Consider the following 17557-nt stretch of genomic DNA (forward strand, 5'->3'; position numbering starts at 1 on the left):
ACAATCCGAGAGTTACAACCCGGACAGACCGTCCACGACATTGGAGGATTTTGTGACCGAGTACGTACTGCCAGAACTCAGCTACGACTACGCGGCGCTTGAGCCGCACATTTCGGCGCGCATCATGGAGCTGCACCACAGCAAACACCACGCTGCCTACGTTGCAGGTGCCAACAACGCCCTTGCCCAGCTGGCAGAGGCGCGCGACAAGGGCGATTTCGCCAACATCAACCGCCTTTCGAAGGACCTCGCGTTCCACACCGGCGGCCACATCAACCACTCGGTGTTCTGGAACAACCTGTCACCGGACGGCGGCGACAAGCCTGAGGGCGAGCTGGCGGCTGCCATCGATGACGCCTTCGGTTCCTTCGACGCCTTCCGCGCACAGTTCTCCGCGGCTGCCCTTGGCCTGCAGGGATCGGGCTGGGGTTTCCTGGCCTACGAGCCGATCGGTGGCAACCTGGTCATCGAGCAGCTCTACGACCAGCAGGGCAACGTGGCTCTCGGCACCACGCCGCTGCTGATGCTGGACATGTGGGAGCACGCCTTCTACCTGGACTACGTCAACGTCAAGGCTGACTACGTCAAGGCCTTCTGGAACATTGTCAACTGGGCCGATGTCGCCAAGCGCTTCGCTGCTGCACGCACCAACGCCACGGGCCTCATCACCCTGCCGTAGTGACCCGCAGTACATGAGCGTGTAACAAACTTCACATTTCGGCGTGATTTCGGCCGGAATGTGGAAGGTCCGCCCCCGCACTTGCGGGGGCGGACCTACTTAAACGTAAGATGGATCACGGAAGGCGGTCTGCCTTCAGCAATGTGGCTGGTCGCCCTCCGATCTGTTAATCATCTCTGCCCAATGGCGTGCGGGATCTGTTAGTTGGCTTCAATGCCCGCTCAACTAGTTTGTGCTTAATCAAGCACCAAGGAGACTGAACAAGTGACGACCCGTATTGGTATCAACGGCTTCGGCCGCATCGGCCGCAACTACTTCCGCGCAGCCCTCGCACAGGGCGCGGACCTGGAGATCGTTGCCGTCAACGACCTCACCAGCCCTGAGGCACTGGCCCACCTGCTTAAGTACGACTCCGTCGGCGGCCGCCTGAAGGAAACCGTTGAGGTCAAGGACGGCAACATCGTTGTCGACGGCAACGTCATCAAGGTTCTCGCCGAACGCGATCCCGCCAACTTGCCCTGGGGCGAGCTGGGCGTCGACATCGTCATCGAGTCCACCGGCTTCTTCACCAAGGCCGCTGCCGCGCAGAAGCACATCGACGCAGGCGCCAAGAAGGTCCTGATCTCCGCACCTGCCTCCGACGAGGACATCACCATCGTGATGGGCGTCAACGAGGGCCTGTACGACAACGCGGCGCACAACATCATTTCCAACGCGTCCTGCACCACCAACTGCCTGGGCCCGCTGGCCAAGGTCCTCAACGACACCTTCGGCATCGAGCGTGGCCTGATGACCACCATCCACGCCTACACGGCTGACCAGAACCTGCAGGACGGCCCGCACAACGACCTCCGCCGTGCCCGTGCCGCCGCCATCAACATGGTTCCCACCTCCACGGGTGCGGCCAAAGCGATCGGCCTGGTCCTGCCCGAGCTCAAGGGCAAGCTGGACGGCTTCGCCATCCGCGTGCCCGTCCCCACCGGCTCGGCCACCGACCTCACCGTCACGGTCTCCCGCGAGACTACCGTCGAGGAAGTCAACGCGGCGCTGAAGAAGGCTTCGGAGTCCGACGAGTTCCAGGGCATCCTGACCTACACGGACGCACCGATCGTGTCCTCGGACATCGTCGGGGACCCGGCGTCGTCGATCTTCGACTCCGGCCTGACCAAGGTCATCGGCAACCAGGTCAAGGTTGTTTCCTGGTATGACAACGAATGGGGCTACTCCAACCGCCTCGTGGACCTCACGGAGCTCGTCGCAGCCAAGCTGGGCTAGGGTTAGACACATGACATTCCACACCCTCAACGAACTGATCGCTGAAGGTGTCCGCGGGCGGTACATTCTTGTCAGAAGTGACCTGAATGTGCCGCTCGACGGCTCTACAGTGACTGACGACGGCCGCATCAAGGCCTCTCTGCCAGTACTGGGAAAGCTCACGGACGCCGGTGCCCGCGTGCTGGTAACAGCCCACCTCGGACGCCCCAAGGGCGCTCCGGAGGAAAAGTACTCCCTCCGGCCTGCCGTAGCGCGGCTCGCCGAACTTGCCGCCTTCAAGGTCTCGCTCGCGAAGGACACCGTGGGCAGCTCCGCTAAGGAACTCGCCTCCTCCCTTCAGGACGGCGAGGTCCTCGTCCTGGAGAACGTGCGCTTCGACGCCCGGGAGACCAGCAAGGACGACGCCGAACGCGGCGCCTTCGCGGACGAACTGGTGGCCCTGACCGGGGCCAACGGCGCCTACGTTGACGACGCCTTTGGTGCCGTGCACCGCAAGCACGCCAGTGTCTACGACGTCGCCACCCGGCTCCCGTCCTACCAGGGCGATCTTGTGCACACCGAGGTGGAGGTCCTGCGGAAGCTGACAGCTGACACGCAGCGGCCCTACGTGGTGGTGCTCGGCGGCTCCAAGGTCTCCGACAAGCTGGCGGTCATCGACAACCTCATCGGCAAGGCCGACACCATCCTGGTGGGCGGCGGCATGCTCTTCACGTTCCTGGCAGCAGAGGGCCACAGCGTGGCCGGCAGCCTCCTGGAAGAAGACCAGATCCCGGTTGTCCAGGACTACCTGAAGCGGGCTGCCGGTGCCGGCACCGAATTCATTGTGCCCACCGACGTTGTGGTGGCCGGTAAGTTCGCGTCCGACGCTGACTACGAGACTGTCCCCGCGGACGGCATCGAGGGCAGCAGCTTCGGTGCCCGGGGCATCGGCCTGGACATCGGACCGGACTCTGCAGCCGCTTTTGCGGACCGCATCAAGGGCGCCAAAACGGTGTTCTGGAACGGGCCCATGGGCGTCTTTGAATTCGAAGCATTCTCCGGCGGAACCCGCGCCGTGGCCCAGGCCCTCACCGAGGTCGACGCGTTCACCGTGGTCGGCGGCGGCGACTCCGCTGCCGCCGTGCGGACGCTCGGCTTCGCTGACGACCAGTTCGGTCACATTTCCACCGGCGGCGGCGCCAGCCTGGAATATCTCGAAGGCAAGGAACTCCCGGGACTCAGCGTCCTGGACCGTTAGGCACCTGGACTGCCAAGTCCTCCGGCCGGCAGGGTGCCCGCGGGCACCCTGCCGGCCGCACACATATCAAGTACTTTTGGAGAACACGTGACTACGTCAACGAACGGCGCTTTTGACCGCACGCCTCTCATTGCAGGCAACTGGAAGATGAACATGGACCATGTCCAGGGCATCACCCTCCTGCAAAAACTGGCCTGGACCCTGTCCGACGCCAAGCACGACTACAACCGGGTTGAGGTGGCCGTCTTCCCGCCATTCACCGACCTCCGCGGCGTGCAGACCCTCGTCCAGGGAGATGAACTGGACATAGCCTACGGCGGCCAGGACCTCTCCCAGTTCGACTCGGGCGCCTACACGGGCGACACCTCCGGCCAGTTCCTGAACAAGCTGGGCTGCCGCTACGTCCTGGTGGGGCACAGTGAACGCCGCACCATCCACCAGGAATCCGACGAAGTGCTCAACGCCAAGGTCAAGGCAGCGTTCAAGCACAGTGTCACTCCGGTCCTTTGCGTGGGGGAAGGCCTGGAAATCCGCCAGGCCGGCACGCATGTCGAGCACACGCTGACACAGCTCCGGGCGAACGTCGCCGGTTTGACGGCCGAGCAGGCGGCAGAGCTTGTGGTGGCCTACGAGCCCGTCTGGGCCATCGGCACCGGTGAAGTGGCCGGGCCGGAGGACGCCCAGGAAATGTGCGCCGCCATCCGCGCGGAACTGGCCACGCTCTTCGGCGATGACGTTGCGGCGAAGATCCGTCTGCTCTACGGCGGCTCGGTCAAGGCCAATAATGTCGCCGCGATCCTGAAGGAACGCGACGTTGACGGCGTGTTGGTCGGCGGGGCAAGCCTCGATCCCGCGGAGTTTGCTAATATTGTCAGGTTCGAGAGTCACCTGGTGACGGACTAGTCCGTCACTCAGCTCCAGGCTCCCGCAATTCCAATCTTCTGAAAGGCCGTCGTGGACGTTCTTCATGTCATTCTGCAGATTCTCCTGGGCATCACCAGCCTTCTGCTGACCCTGCTTATCCTCCTCCACAAGGGCCGGGGTGGCGGGCTGTCGGACATGTTCGGCGGCGGTATGAGTTCCGGCCTCAGCTCCTCCGGCGTGGCCGAGCGGAACCTGAACAGGTTCACGGTGATTCTGGGCGTTACCTGGGGCGTCGTGATCATCGCCCTTGGCCTGTTCATGCGCTTCAGCGGCGCAGGGGACTCATAGCTCCTGCAACTGATCGTCGCCCGGCACTGCCGCGATGGGGATCTCCGAACTAAACTGTGGCTGTTGGCTTCCAACAGCCACAGTTTTGTGTTTAAGCAGCCAGGAGTCCCGATGGTACATAGTGCGTCAGCGTTCCGCGGCACCCGGGTGGGTGTCACAGAAGGAGCCGGTCCCAAGAACCAGTCAGAAGCGGCCTCGGGCGAGAGGGTGCCCCGTATCAGGGTTTCCTTTTGGTGCGCCAAGGGGCATGAGACCCAGCTTGTTTTCCTGCGGTTGCCGGAGGAGCAGCTTCCCACGGTCTGGGACTGCCGGCGCTGCGGGGCTCCGGCATCACGGTACGGCAAGGAAGCCGACCTGCCGGACCCGCTGGACGAAGGCTTCAAGAGCCACCTTGAATACGTTAAAGAACGGCGCTCCGACCAGGACGCCCAAGCTGTCCTGGCCGGAGCGCTGGAAAGGCTACGCGCCGGCGGCGTCCTTCCGGACGAGCTGCTGCGGGACGCGTGACGCTGCGTTTTCGTCGATAAGCCACAGCGTGCGGGATGTTCCCCGCGGGCCTGCCGCCGGTACCTGTACCGGGTTGGCGCCCGCCAGGGCCAGGCCCACCGCGCCAGCCTTGTCCTCGCCCGCCACCACCATCCAGACCTCGGCAGCAGTGTTTATGGCGGGAAGCGTGAGCGAGATCCGCTGGGGCGGCGGCTTGGGGGAATTGCGGACGCCAACGACTGTCCGCTCCTTCTCCCGGATTCCGCCCTGCTCCGGGAAGAGCGAGGCAATGTGGGCGTCCGGGCCAACGCCCAGCAGCACAACGTCCAGCCGCGGCAGTACTCCCGGTTCGTCCGGACGGTCGTCGGACATGTCGGCAGCGTGTTCGGCCTGGGCTGCTTCCCGGAGCCTGCGCGCGTAGTCCTCGGCGGCTTCTTCGGGCGTGTCGAAGTCATCCGAGGAGGCAGGCTGGTTGATCCTTGCAGGATCAACCGGAATGCTCGACAGGAGTGCAGCAAACGCCTGCCTGGTGTTCCGGTCGGGATGGTCCGCGGCAACAAAGCGCTCGTCACCCCACCAAAAGTTCACCCTGGACCAGTCGACGGCCGGCGCTGCCGGAGAATCCGCAACAGCCTTCAGCGTTCCGATGCCTACTGTGCCGCCGGTCAGCACCACCGTGGCCTCACCGTGCTTGTCCTGCACATCCACCAGCTTGGTGATCAGGCGGGCCGCAATGGCGGCCATCAGGACGGACGAATCAGGATGGATGCTAACTCTTGGCTCAACGCTCACTGGGTCGGACACTCCTTAGATTGGTACGTGGCAGTCCAATAGTAATCACTTCGCCGAACACTTCGTCGGGGTCGAGGCGGCGGAGCTCTTCGGCGAGGCAGTCTTTGAGGCTGCGGCGTGGGAGGGAGATGCGTTGGGCGGGCTGTCCGGGCTGGGTGAGTTCGGCGACGGAGAGTCCGGGGCGGAAGAGCTGGACGTCGCCGGTGTGGCGCGTGAGCCGGACCCGGCGGATACCGGTGCCGGCGGGGTCCGCGACGATGGTCACAGGCGCGTCCAGGGCCAGGGTAAGCCATGCCGCCAGCAGGATGGTGGACGGGGAGTCGGAGGCGCCTTCGACGGCCACGGCGGTCACGGGGGAGGAGTCCACCTGGTCCAGGACTGCCGCGAGCTGAATCCGCCAGTTGGTCAGCCGGGTCCAGGCGAGGTCGGTGTCCCCGGCCTTGTACGTGGCCCGGATGTTCTCCAGCGCGGCCTGGGGATCGGTTTCGTTCGCGGAGTCGGTGATCCGGCGGTGCGCGATCCGGCCCACGGAGGTTTCGCAGGCGTTCTTCGGTGCCCCGTGCGGCCACCAGGCCACGATCGGCGCGTCCGGCAGGAGCAGGGCCGCGACCAGGGATTCGCTTTCGTGGGCGAGCTCGCCGTAGCCGCGGAGCACGATGACCTCGGACGCGCCGGCGTCACCGCCGACCCGGATCTGCGCGTCGAGCCGGTTCGGGGCGGTCGCCCCGGCGTCGGCGAGGACGATGATCCGGCAGGGGTGTTCGCGGCTGGCCTCGTTCGCGGCCTCGATCGCTTCTTCCTCGAGCCCGGACCGGGTGACGACCACCAGGGTCAGGACCCGGCCCAGGGCGATCACGCCGCCCTGCTCACGCAGGGACATAATCTTCTTGGAGATCTTCGAGGTGGTGGTGTCAGGCAAATCTACAATCATGGCCTTCTCCAGGTTCGTCCGTCACGGGCCAGCAGTTCATCGGCCGAGGCAGGGCCCCAGGACCCCGGGGCGTAGGGCTCCGGCTGCTCTTTGAGTCCGGCCCAGTAGTCTTCAAAGGGGTCCAGGATCTTCCAGGACAGCTCCACCTCCGCGTGCCGCGGGAACAGCGGCGGCTCGCCCAGGAGCACATCGAGGATGAGGCGCTCATAGGCTTCGGGGCTGGACTCGGTAAAGGAATGCCCGTAGCCGAAGTCCATGGTCACGTCCCGGACTTCCATCTGCGTGCCCGGGACCTTGGACCCGAACCGGATCGTCGCACCCTCATCGGGCTGGACCCGGATCACCACGGCATTCTGGCCGAAGTCATCCTCACCATGGTCACGGAACAACAGGTTCGGGGCGCGCTTGAACACCACCGCGATCTCCGTCACCCGCCGGCCCAGGCGCTTGCCCGCACGCAGGTAGAACGGCACGCCGGACCAGCGGCGGGTATGGATGTCCACCCGGATAGCCGCGAACGTCTCCGTCTTTGAATCCGCCGGGATGCCCTCTTCCTCCAGATAGCCCTGGACCTGTTCCCCGCCCTGCCAGCCACCGGCGAACTGCCCGCGCGCCGAATGCGTCGACAAATCCTCCGGGAGCTTGACCGCGGCAAGGACCTTTTCCTTCTCCGCCCGCAGATCATCGGCGTTGAAGGAAATGGGCTCCTCCATGGCCGTCAAAGCCAGCAGCTGGAGCAGGTGGTTCTGGATCACGTCGCGGGCAGCGCCCACACCGTCGTAATACCCGGCGCGGCCGCCCGTGCCGATGTCCTCGGCCATCGTGATCTGGACGTGGTCCACATAATTGGCGTTCCACAACGGCTCGAACAACTGGTTCGCGAAACGCAGCGCCAGGATGTTCTGGACCGTTTCCTTACCCAGGTAATGATCGATCCGGAACACCGCATCCGGCGGGAAGACCGACTCCACAATGTCGTTCAGCTGCCGGGCCGAGTCCAGGTCATGCCCGAACGGCTTCTCGATCACCACCCGCCGCCACTTCTCACTCTCAGCCTGCGCGAGGCCGTGCTTGGACAGCTGGCGGCAGACCTGTTCAAACGCCTTCGGCGGGATCGAGAGGTAAAACGCGTGATTGCCCCGCGTTCCGCGCTGCTCATCCAGCTCAGCGATCGTGTCACCCAACCGCTCAAAGGCGTCATCGTCGTCGAACTCGCCCTGGACAAAACGGATACCCTCAGCGAGCTGGTTCCACACCGCCTCATCAAACGGCGTCCGCGAGTACGACTTCACCGACGCCTTCACCTCAGCAGCGAACTCCGCATCACTCCACGGACGGCGGCCGAAACCCACCAACGCGAAACTCGGCGGCAACAGCCCCCGGTTCGCCAGGTCATACACGGCCGGCATGAGCTTCTTACGGGCAAGATCCCCGGTCACCCCGAAGAGCACCAACGACGACGGACCGGCAATCCGATTCAGACGACGGTCACGGGGATCCCGGAGCGGATTCCGCCCTGATCGCCCGGAACGCGTCGCGGAATTCCTGCCGTTTTCAGTTTCTGGCATGTTTGCTGTTGAGCCTTAGTTTTCGGTGACGGAAGCTGACCGGGCTGCGAGTGCTGCAATGATCTCCTGCAGCTGTGCAACTCCGGCGGCGCGGTCGGTCAGGTGCAGTCGCAGGACAGGGCGGCCATGGCCGGCCAGGACCTGGGCGTCGCCCGCGGCCTGGGCGGAAATCAGTTCCCCGAACGTGAACGGACGGTCCGGGATGGCCAGGTCTTCCGCAGGAGCGGCCGTGACCTGGAGAAAGACTCCAATGGCGGGTCCGCCCTTGTGGAACTGCCCGGTGGAGTGCAGGAACCGCGGGCCCCAGCCAAACGTGACGGGACGGCCGCTTACGCCGGCAAGCGGGTCGCGGATGCCTTCCAGCTCTGCGAAGGCCAGCCGGTCAAAGTAGGCATGGACGCTGAGGTAGCTGTCGTCGTCGAGCGTTCCAAGGAGGGCGCCGACGGCTTCCTCCGCGGTGGCTGCCCCACGGAGCCAGTCACCGCCGCGGACCTCAACGGCGCCGTCCACGAAGGCGGCAGGGGTCGGTTCGGGCTGGGCATCCAGCAGGCCGCGGGCGGCAACCTTGGCTGCCTCCACGTCCGGCTGGTCATACGGGTTGATGCCCAGGAGGCGCCCGGCCACGGCAGTGGCGAACTCCCACACCATCATCTGGGTGGCCAGGCCGCCCGCGATGGCTACCTCGTTGTCACCGAGTTCGACGTCGGCATCCGCGGCTACCAGCCGCACCACCAGGACGTCCGCGGCGCCGGAGGTGACCTCCGGCGACGTCAGTCCGGCAACCACCGGCAGGACGCCGGTACCGAGCTTGCCGGTGGATTCGGCGATGAGCTGTTCGGCCCAGTCCGCGAAGCCCACAATGCCTGAGCCGTCCTCGGCGATGACAATCTTGTTGCGCAGCGGGTTGGTTCCGCCCAGGGCTGTTCCGAGGGCCAGACCGATGTTCTCGGCGGCGTCCTCGTTCAGGATCTCGGCGGCTTCCTCGGCCTCATCCAGGAAGGCCTGGATATCCACACCGGCCAGGCCCGAGGGGACCAGCCCGAATGCGGTGAGGGCCGAGTAGCGGCCGCCCACGTTCGGATCGGCGTTGAAGACGGCGCGGTAGCCGGCCTCACGCGATGCCTTATCCAGCGGGGAACCGGGATCGGTGACGATGATGATCCGGCTCTTCGCTTCGATGCCGGCCTCGGTGAAGGCGTGCTCGAAGATCCGGCGCTGGGAGTCGGTCTCCAGGGTTGAACCGGACTTGGACGAAACCACAATCGCGGTTTCGGCCAGCCGGTCTGCGAGGGCAGCACGGACCTGGTCGGGGTCGGTGCTGTCCAGCACTGTCAGCTCGACGCCAGCGGTGCCGGCGATGACCTCGGGAGCCAGCGAAGATCCGCCCATGCCGCAAAGCACGATGCGGGTCACGCCGTCAGCCTTGAGGGCATCACGGAGCTCGAGGATGCCGGCCACAAGGGCCTGTGAGACGGTGGCCGCCTCCACCCAGCCGAGGCGGACAGCGGACTCGGCCTCGGCGTCGGGACCCCACAGGGTGTGGTCCTTGGCGAAGATCCGGGTGGCGATGCGGTCCGCCACGAGGGCGGGCAGGTGCTGCTCGAGTGCCTGCTGCGCGGCACCGGTGGCGTCGTAGCTGAGAGTGCTCATAGTGGGTTAGGAGGCCTTCCGTGCGGCGGCAAGGGCACCTTCGACGTCGCCCAGGAGTTCCTTCCAGCTGGCCACGAACTTGTCCAGGCCTTCGGATTCGAGGAGGGCGACAACCTCGTTGTAGGAGATGCCCAGTGCGTCCAGCGCGTCCAGCGTGGCGTTGGCCTCGGTGTACGTGCCGGAGACGGTGTCGCCGGTGACGACGCCGTGGTCGAACGTGGCATCGAGGGTCTTCTCCGGCATGGTGTTCACGACGCCGGGGGCGGCCAGTTCGGTCACGTACAGGGTGTCCGGGTAAGCCGGGTCCTTGACGCCGGTGGAGGCCCACAGCGGACGCTGGGGGAGGGCGCCGGCTTCAGCCAGCAGTGCCCAGCGTTCGGTGGCGAAGAGCTCCTCGTAGACCTGGTAGGCCAAGCGTGCGTTGGCCACGCCTGCCCTGCCCTTGAGGGCCTTGGCCTCGTCGGTGCCGATGACGTCAAGGCGCTTGTCGATTTCGGAGTCCACGCGGGACACGAAGAACGACGCGACCGAGTGGATCTTGGACATGTCGTGGCCGTTGTCCTTGGCCTGCTCCAGGCCTGACTGGAAGGCGTTGATGACTGCGCGGTAGCGCTCGAGCGAGAAGATCAGGGTCACGTTGACGCTGATGCCCTCGGCCAGCGTCGCGGTGATCGCTTCGAGGCCTTCGAGCGTGGCCGGGATCTTGATGTGGACGTTGTCCTTGTTGACCTTCTTGTACAGGTGCTTGGCTTCGGCAATGGTGCCGGCAGTGTCCCAGGCAAGGCGCGGGTCAACTTCGATGGACACGCGGCCGTCAACACCGTTGGTGGCTGCTGCCACCGGTGCGAAGAGGTCGCAGGCGTCGGCGACGTCGGTGGTGGTGATTTCGAAGATGGTCTCCTCGACGCTGGCGCCGGCTGCTGCCTGCGCCGCGATGATGGCGTCGTAGTCCGTGCCGGCCGTGATGGCGGCGTGGAAGATGGACGGGTTGGTGGTCACACCAACAACGTTCTTCTCTTCGATCAGCTTCTGCAGCGTGCCGGTCTCAAGGCGGCTGCGGGAAAGGTCATCGAGCCAGATGGATACTCCGGCGTCGGAGAGCTGCTGTGTAGGGGTAGTCATGGTGATATCTCCTAAAATCTGGTTCAGGCCTGCAGGCCAGCGAGGGAGTCCTTGGCAGCGGCGGCGACAGCCACCGCGGTGATGCCGAACTCCTGGAAAAGGCGCTTGTAGTCGGCGGAAGCGCCATAGTGCTCGAGCGAGATGGAACGTCCGGCGTCGCCGACGAATTCCCTCCAGCCCAGGGCCAGCCCGGCCTCGACGGAGACCCGGGCCTTGACGGCAGCGGGGAGCACGGACTCGCGGTAAGCGGCGTCCTGCTTGTTGAACCACTCCACGCACGGCATGGAGACGACTCGGGCAGCGATGCCTTCAGCCTGGAGGGCTTCGCGGGCCTGGACGGCCAGCTGGACCTCGGAGCCGGTGCCGATCAGGATCACGTCGGCGGGCACGGTGGCGCCGTCCTTGGAAGCTTCAGCCAGGACGTAGCCACCCTTGGCCACACCGGAAACGGAACCGAACGTGTCGCCGTCGGCTTCGCCTTCACCGCGGGCATAGGTGGGGATGTTCTGGCGGGTCAGGACAATGCCGGCAGGGTTCTCGTGGTTCTCCAGCATGGTCTTCCATGCCACCGCGACCTCGTTGGCATCGCCGGGGCGGACCACGTCCAGGCCCACGATGGCGCGCAGGGAAGCGAGCTGTTCCACCGGCTGGTGGGTGGGGCCGTCTTCGCCCAGGCCGATGGAGTCGTGCGTCCAGACATACAGGGACGGAACACCCATCAGGGCGCCGAGCCGGATGGCGGGCCGCTGGTAGTCGCTGAAGATCAGGAACGTGCCGGAGAACGCGCGGGTCCGGCCGTGCAGGGCAATGCCGTTCACGATCGATGCCGCGGCGTGCTCACGGATACCGAAGTGCAGGACCCGGCCGTAGGGGTTGCCGGACCAGGTATCGGTCTGCTTGGAGGCGGGCACGAACGACGGCGAGCCTTCGATGGTGGTGTTGTTGGACTCGGCGAGGTCGGCGGAGCCGCCCCAGAGTTCCGGCATGACCGGTCCGAGTGCGTTCAGGACCTTGCCGGAAGCGGCGCGGGTGGAGACGTCCTTGCCGGCCGGGAAGACCGGAAGCGCGGCGTCCAGGCCGTCGGGCAGTTCGCGGGCCTCGATGCGCTGCAGGAGTGCAGAGCCTTCGGGGTTGGCGGCCTGCCAGGCGTTGAAGGACTCTTCCCATTCCTTCTTGGCAGCGGCGCCGCGGTCCACGACGGAGCGGGCGTGGGCCAGGACTTCCTGGTCAACGTCGAAGGACTTGGCGGGGTCGAAGCCCAGGACGGACTTCAGGCCTGCGACTTCCTCTGCGCCCAGGGCTGAACCGTGGATCTTGCCCGTGTTCTGCTTCTTGGGCGCCGGGTAGCCGATGATGGTGCGCAGCGAGATGATGGACGGCTTGGACGTCTCGGCCTTCGCGGCGAGCAGCGCGGAGTAGAGCTCCTGGACGTCTTCGACGTATTCGCCTGTCTCGGTCCAGTCGACGCGCTGGGTGTGCCAGCCGTAGGCCTCGTAGCGCTTGAGCACATCCTCGGTGAAGGAGATGTCGGTGTCATCCTCGATGGAGATGTGGTTCTCATCGTAGACAACTACAAGGTTGCCCAGTTCCTGGTGGCCGGCCAGCGAGGACGCCTCGGACGTCACGCCTTCCTGCAGGTCCCCGTCGGAGGCGATAACCCAGATGGTGTGGTCGAAGGGGCTTTCGCCGGCCGCAGCATCGGCGTCGAACAGGCCGCGCATCCGGCGCTGGGAGTACGCGAACCCGACCGACGAGGCCAGGCCCTGGCCCAGCGGCCCGGTGGTGATCTCCACACCGGCAGTGTGCTTGTACTCCGGGTGGCCCGGCGTCAGGGAATCCCAAGTGCGAAGCGCCTCAAGGTCCTTCAGTTCCAGGCCGTAGCCCGACAGGAACAGTTGGATGTAAAGGGTCAGCGACGTGTGGCCGGGAGACAGGATGAAACGGTCGCGTCCCAGCCAGTCCGGGTTGCGCGGGTCGTGGCGCATCAGCTTCTGGAAGAGAAGGTAGGCGGCGGGCGCCAGGCTCATGGCCGTGCCCGGGTGGCCGTTACCGACCTTCTCGACGGCATCCGCAGCCAGAACGCGGATGGTGTCCACCGCGCGCTGGTCCAAGCTGGTCCATGACAGTTCTTGCTCTTCCAAATGTGGCACGAAAACCGGGCCCCTCTCTGTGCTGATGGTGGGCGGTACGCGGGATCCGTTTCGGGGCACGCTATGGTGCCCGCTGCGGTGTGTACCAGCCGTTCACCATCGAAACGTTGATCTATCATTCAGCAGGGCTATGGGAACGCGTTATCCAACGCTTTTCTGCCGCTTGCTGATCTGGTGACAGCTTAGCTCGATTCCACTCTGCGGTCAGTGCAAATCTCACCTTTTGGACGCAATTTCCCCTTATGTGAATCGCCATTTCGTGAGGTTGAGTTAATCTGCTCGAATCACCCTGCGCGCAATCATCAGGGCCTAATCAGGGGGCATCTGTTACAAATGCGCACGGTATGATATTTGGAGGCCGACGCCGGTAGCCGAGCCCTTTAGGGGCGGCTGGGGAGCCGGGGCGTTGCCGGGACCTCTTCTGATGACCATTGGCGGGCTGCCCGGCGAACGGCCGCAAGACACAGCTGCACCGCCAGACAGAACTGCCAACCAGAACGGGTGACTGCCACCGTGAGCACAACAGATACGCCGCTTAATGCTTCCCGCACCAGAGGGGGAGCCGGGTTCGCCCGTAAGGCCAAGGCGTATTTCGCCCTCACCAAGCCGCGTGTCATTGAGTTGCTGCTGGTCAGCACCCTGCCCACCATGATCTACGCCGAGCGCGGCTTCCCGCCGATCGGTCTGATCCTGGCCACGCTGGTCGGCGGCGCGTTTGCTGCCGGCAGTGCCGGTGCCTTCAACTGCTACCTTGACCGCGACATCGACAAACTGATGCACCGGACCGAGAACCGTCCGCTCGTCACTGGCGAGGTGACGCCGCGCGAGGCGCTGGTGTTCTCCTGGCTGCTCGGGGCAGCCGCCATTGTTATTCTCTGGTTCGGCGCCAACCCATTGGCCGCGTGGCTCGGGTTGGCCGCAATTTTCTTCTATGTAGTCATCTACACCATCATCCTCAAGCGCCGCACCGCACAGAACATTGTGTGGGGTGGAGCTGCGGGCTGCTTCCCGGTGCTGATTGCATGGGCCGCCGTGACCAATACCGTCGAATGGCCGGCCGTCATCCTGTTTATGGTCATCTTCCTCTGGACGCCGCCGCACTACTGGCCGCTTTCCATGCGTTACGGCGAGGACTACCGCAACGCGAACGTGCCCATGCTTGGGGCAATTGCAGGCGCCAAGGTGGTTTCCGTCCAGGTGGTCCTCTACGCCTGGGCCATGGTGGCCTGCTCGCTGCTGATGGTCCCCGCCGGTGGCGCGGGCTGGGTCTACACGGCCACGGCAGTGTTGGCGGGTGCCTGGTTCCTGTCCGAGTCGCACTCCCTGTACAACCGGGCGCAGCGCGAGGACATCTCGGACAAGCGCGCCATGAAGGTCTTCCACGGCTCCATCAGTTACCTGACGCTGTTGTTCATCGCATTGGCCGTGGATCCGTTCGTTGGATCAGCGATCATCGGTTAACAGCACCCCCACCCAACGCTCTCTCACTTAACGTGGGTTTTTTACCGATCCTCTATCAGTACCTGCAGCTTTCTTAGCGACCCTCTCTCACCAACGGTGAAGGAGGGTCGCTTTTGTGTCTCCAGGAGGTAAGGGAAGATCCTGCGAACCACCGCAGGGAATGAGAGAGGGTCTGCCGATTCCATGCATTAAATGAGAGAGCGTCCTTACATGCGGGGCGCCACGGTTCGTCGCGAACCGTGGCACTCCGTCGGGGCAAAAAGCGGTGGAGGTTACGTGACCGGGCTCGAACGGGCGAGGTCGGCGGAGTTTGTTGCCGCGCTCATCAGCAGCGCCGCCCCCAGCATGTGGGCGCCCACCAGCAAGGCGGGGATGCCGTTGTAGTACTGGGTGAAGCCGATGACGGCCTGCAGCAGGGTCACGGCAAGCAGCAACAGGACGGACGTGCGGAACGGGCCATGGATCCGGCGGACAATCACCAGCACCAGTGCGAACAGTGTTCCGGCCGTGATCACATACGCCGGAACGGCATGGATGTGGGAGAACAGGTCCCAGTCCAGGCCGTTGCGGGGAGCATCGGCGTCACCGGCGTGGGGACCGGAGCCGGTCACCACTACGCCGAGCATTACGGCGAGGGCGGAGAAAAGCCCGACGGCGGCAGTCACCGGACGCATGACGCCCGGCAACGCGGGGAGCTGGACGCTGGCGTGGCGGCCAGTCCTGCTGTAGGCCCGGTTGACGAGCAGCGTGGCAATCACCACAAGGGCCATGGAAACGAGGAAGTGCAGGCCCACCACCCACGGATTGAGGTTGGTCAGCACGGTGATGCCACCGATCACCGCCTGTGCCGGGATGCTGGCCAGCAGGCCCAGCGCCAGCAGGAAGAGGTCCCGGCGCTCCTTGCGAAGGTTCCACAAGTACACAAGCATGGCCAGCGCAACCGCCGCCAGGGCAAACGTCAGGAGCCGGTTGCCGAACTCAATGAAGCCGTGGATCCCCATTTCGGCCGTGTTGACCAAAGAGGTCTCGGTGCAGCGCGGCCAGGTGGGGCAGCCGAGGCCGGATGCAGTCAGCCGCACCGCGCCGCCGGTCACCACTAGCAGCGTCTGGCCAACCAGGGACGCCACCGCGAGGCGGCGGACACTGGCGTCCACGGTTCGGGGCAGCCTCGCGATAAGGCGGCCGGCGATCTGGGGGAGGCGTGAAGCCGTGCTCACGGATATCTCAATTCCACTTGAACCAACGGATGGCTGCTGCTCCGGCAAGAACCGTCCAGAGCAGCAGGATAAGCGCGGCGCCGCCGTTCAACGAGCCGTGCAGGAAAGCTTCGCGCATGGCCTCGCCGAGTGCGCCGGAGGGCAGGTAGTGGACCGCTCCCTGCGCCAGTGCGGGCAGCCGTTCCGCGGGAATGACTATCCCGCCCAGGGCGCCCAGCAGGATCCACAGCAGATTGGTGATGGCAAGGGTTGCCTCGGGCCGGACTGTGCCTGCCACCAGGAGCCCCAACGCGGTGAACGCCACGGCGCCCAGGGCCAGCAGCGACAGCCCAGGGAGCCAGCCGGAGGCAGGCGGCTGCCAGCCCAACGGAAGCGCCACCAGCGTCACCACTGCCACCTGGAGGCAGAGCACCGCGAGGACCGCCAGCACCTTACCCGCGATGAGGCCTTCGCGGCCCAGGGGTGTGGTGGACAGGAACCGGAGAACACCGTACCGCCGGTCAAAGCCGGTGGCGATGCCCTGCCCGGTGAAGGCCGTGGACATGGCGCACAATGCCAGGATGCCGGGGACGGCCACATTGATGCGGCTGGCTCCGAAACCGTCCAGGAAAGGAGTGACGGTGAGCCCAATCAGCGCCAGAAGCGGCAGGACGACTGCAAGGATCAGCTGCTCGCCGTTCCGGAGCATCGTCAGTGATTCGTACTTACCCTGCAGCAGGATACGGCGCAGCAGCGTGGCTGGTGCTCCCTGGGCGGCGGTGGCTGCGGGAGCCGTCATCGGATGTCCTTTCCCGAGATGTCCAGGAAGACATCTTCCAGGCTTCGTGCCGCCAGGCTCATGGAACCGGGCATCACGCCGTGGGCTGCCCACCAGGCGGTCAACGACGCGAGATCGCGGGGTGTCAGTGCACCCGAGGCCACGTAGCTTCCGGCCCGTGTTTCAGAGACGGCGATGGCATCGGGCAGCACGCCGGTGAAATCCAGCCCCGGGGGAGCCTCGAACACCAGGGTGCGGACGTGGTCGGTGCCGGCCTCCACAGCCGGGTCCCGCTGCAGCAGCTGGGAAACTGTTCCCTCGGCGACGTTCCTGCCGGCGTCGATGATGTACACGTAGTCCGCCAGCCGCTGGGCGTCGTCCATCAGGTGTGTTGTCAGGATGATGCCCATCCCGGCCGCCCGCAGTTCCGAGATCAGCTCGAAGACCAGTTGCCGGGACTGGGGATCCAGGCCGGCGCTGGGCTCGTCCAGGAAAAGGACTTCCGGATTGCCGATCAGTGCTGCGGCGAGGGCCAGACGCTGCTTCTGCCCACCGGAGAGTCTGCGCACGCTGGTCCTGGCGAAAGTATCAAGGCCGAGCCGTTCCACCAGTTCGTCAACTGAGCGGGGCCGCGCGTACATTCCGGCGATGTGCCGCAGAAGCGGGATGGGACGGGCCGACGGCGGGAGGCCGCCGTCCTGAAGCATGACGCCTACGCGGGAGCGCAGGTCTGCGCCGGAACGGCCCGGATCCTGGCCGAGCAGCGAGATGCTGCCGCCGCTGCGCTTCTGCAGGCCCTGGGCGCATTCGATGGTGGTGGTCTTTCCGGCTCCATTGGCGCCCAGGAGGGCCGTGACCTGGCCGCGTTCGGCCATAAGGGATACGCCGTTGACCACCCGGAGCATTTTTCCGTCCAGGCTGGCCAGCGGACCAACATCCTTAATTAACCCGCTGATGGACAGAACCGGGGATTCGGGGGATCGCACCCCAGCATTCTACGCGATGTAGTACTGGCGGCCC

Annotated in this window: 16 protein-coding genes; 7 read left to right on the plus strand and 9 right to left on the minus strand. The window is 65.2% G+C overall.

Annotated elements, in window-relative coordinates; all coding sequences use genetic code 11:
* Positions 1-52: 52 nt before the first annotated feature.
* From NG697_RS05580 to NG697_RS05605, 6 genes are all read left to right on the plus strand, one after another.
* On the plus strand, positions 53-679 hold the full coding sequence (locus tag NG697_RS05580; RefSeq protein ID WP_252598776.1) for a superoxide dismutase: 627 nt from the start codon (positions 53-55) through the stop codon (positions 677-679).
* A 264-nt stretch (positions 680-943) separates the two neighbouring features.
* Positions 944-1954, plus strand: coding sequence for a type I glyceraldehyde-3-phosphate dehydrogenase (gene gap / locus NG697_RS05585; protein ID WP_058932523.1), 1011 nt, complete (start codon positions 944-946; stop codon positions 1952-1954).
* 10 nt (positions 1955-1964) lie between these two features.
* On the plus strand, positions 1965-3191 hold the full coding sequence (locus tag NG697_RS05590) for a phosphoglycerate kinase (RefSeq protein ID WP_252598777.1): 1227 nt from the start codon (positions 1965-1967) through the stop codon (positions 3189-3191).
* Between the two features lie 87 nt (positions 3192-3278).
* The gene (tpiA, locus tag NG697_RS05595; protein WP_141140574.1) at positions 3279-4094 is read left to right on the plus strand and encodes a triose-phosphate isomerase; all 816 of its coding nucleotides are present in this window, start codon (positions 3279-3281) and stop codon (positions 4092-4094) included.
* 51 nt (positions 4095-4145) lie between these two features.
* Positions 4146-4403 carry a preprotein translocase subunit SecG gene (gene secG, locus NG697_RS05600; RefSeq protein ID WP_252598778.1) on the plus strand — a complete coding sequence of 86 codons (258 nt, stop codon included), beginning with the start codon at positions 4146-4148 and terminating at the stop codon, positions 4401-4403.
* Between the two features lie 111 nt (positions 4404-4514).
* Positions 4515-4910, plus strand: coding sequence for an RNA polymerase-binding protein RbpA (locus tag NG697_RS05605; protein WP_252598779.1), 396 nt, complete (start codon positions 4515-4517; stop codon positions 4908-4910).
* On the opposite strand, the gene pgl is transcribed toward NG697_RS05605, so the two are convergent.
* The 6 genes from pgl to tkt are packed head-to-tail and all read right to left on the minus strand — an operon-like array spanning position 4863 to position 13093.
* Positions 4863-5681: a 6-phosphogluconolactonase gene (pgl, locus tag NG697_RS05610; RefSeq protein ID WP_308216156.1), complete on the minus strand. Its 819-nt coding sequence runs from the start codon at positions 5679-5681 to the stop codon at positions 4863-4865. The two genes, NG697_RS05605 and pgl, sit on opposite strands and share 48 nt — an antisense overlap.
* Positions 5671-6612, minus strand: a complete 942-nt coding sequence (locus NG697_RS05615) for a glucose-6-phosphate dehydrogenase assembly protein OpcA (protein WP_252598780.1) — start codon at positions 6610-6612, stop codon at positions 5671-5673. The genes pgl and NG697_RS05615 overlap by 11 nt, the downstream gene beginning before the upstream one ends.
* A complete protein-coding gene (zwf, locus tag NG697_RS05620; protein ID WP_252598781.1) occupies positions 6609-8180 on the minus strand; it encodes a glucose-6-phosphate dehydrogenase in 1572 nt (523 codons plus the stop codon). The genes NG697_RS05615 and zwf overlap by 4 nt, the downstream gene beginning before the upstream one ends.
* 15 nt (positions 8181-8195) lie before the next feature.
* Complete coding sequence (locus NG697_RS05625) at positions 8196-9830, minus strand: phosphoglucose isomerase-related protein (protein WP_252598782.1); 1635 nt, start codon at positions 9828-9830, stop codon at positions 8196-8198.
* Between the two features lie 6 nt (positions 9831-9836).
* Entirely contained in the window at positions 9837-10952 is a 1116-nt protein-coding gene (gene tal / locus NG697_RS05630) for a transaldolase (RefSeq protein ID WP_252613753.1), read from the minus strand.
* A 23-nt stretch (positions 10953-10975) separates the two neighbouring features.
* Complete coding sequence (gene tkt, locus NG697_RS05635; RefSeq protein WP_252608016.1) at positions 10976-13093, minus strand: transketolase; 2118 nt, start codon at positions 13091-13093, stop codon at positions 10976-10978.
* Positions 13094-13603: 510 nt separating this feature from the next.
* On the opposite strand from tkt, the gene NG697_RS05640 reads away from it, so the two are divergent.
* A complete protein-coding gene (locus NG697_RS05640; protein WP_252598784.1) occupies positions 13604-14563 on the plus strand; it encodes a heme o synthase in 960 nt (319 codons plus the stop codon).
* A 272-nt stretch (positions 14564-14835) separates the two neighbouring features.
* On the opposite strand, the gene NG697_RS05645 is transcribed toward NG697_RS05640, so the two are convergent.
* From NG697_RS05645 to NG697_RS05655, 3 genes are read right to left on the minus strand one after another with little or no spacing between them, the layout of a single operon-like run.
* The gene (locus NG697_RS05645; RefSeq protein ID WP_252607946.1) at positions 14836-15780 is read right to left on the minus strand and encodes a COX15/CtaA family protein; all 945 of its coding nucleotides are present in this window, start codon (positions 15778-15780) and stop codon (positions 14836-14838) included.
* 7 nt (positions 15781-15787) lie between these two features.
* Positions 15788-16558, minus strand: coding sequence for an ABC transporter permease (locus NG697_RS05650; RefSeq protein WP_252607947.1), 771 nt, complete (start codon positions 16556-16558; stop codon positions 15788-15790).
* Positions 16555-17523: an ABC transporter ATP-binding protein gene (locus tag NG697_RS05655; RefSeq protein WP_252607948.1), complete on the minus strand. Its 969-nt coding sequence runs from the start codon at positions 17521-17523 to the stop codon at positions 16555-16557. Before NG697_RS05655 ends, NG697_RS05650 begins: the two co-directional genes overlap by 4 nt.
* Between the last annotated feature and the right edge of the window lie 34 nt (positions 17524-17557).

The organism is Pseudarthrobacter raffinosi (assembly GCF_023913835.1).
Taxonomy (GTDB): Bacteria; Actinomycetota; Actinomycetes; order Actinomycetales; family Micrococcaceae; genus Arthrobacter; species Arthrobacter raffinosi.

What these genes read in the sequence shown, in the direction of transcription:
- NG697_RS05590 (WP_252598777.1), top strand. Translation starts at nt 1,965, where the DNA reads ATGACATTCCACACCCTCAACGAACTGATCGCTGAAGGTGTCCGCGGG.
- NG697_RS05605 (WP_252598779.1), top strand. Translation starts at nt 4,515, where the DNA reads ATGGTACATAGTGCGTCAGCGTTCCGCGGCACCCGGGTGGGTGTCACA.
- NG697_RS05615 (WP_252598780.1), bottom strand. Translation starts at nt 6,612, where the DNA reads ATGATTGTAGATTTGCCTGACACCACCACCTCGAAGATCTCCAAGAAG.
- zwf (WP_252598781.1), bottom strand. Translation starts at nt 8,180, where the DNA reads ATGCCAGAAACTGAAAACGGCAGGAATTCCGCGACGCGTTCCGGGCGA.
- NG697_RS05625 (WP_252598782.1), bottom strand. Translation starts at nt 9,830, where the DNA reads ATGAGCACTCTCAGCTACGACGCCACCGGTGCCGCGCAGCAGGCACTC.
- tal (WP_252613753.1), bottom strand. Translation starts at nt 10,952, where the DNA reads ATGACTACCCCTACACAGCAGCTCTCCGACGCCGGAGTATCCATCTGG.
- NG697_RS05650 (WP_252607947.1), bottom strand. Translation starts at nt 16,558, where the DNA reads ATGACGGCTCCCGCAGCCACCGCCGCCCAGGGAGCACCAGCCACGCTG.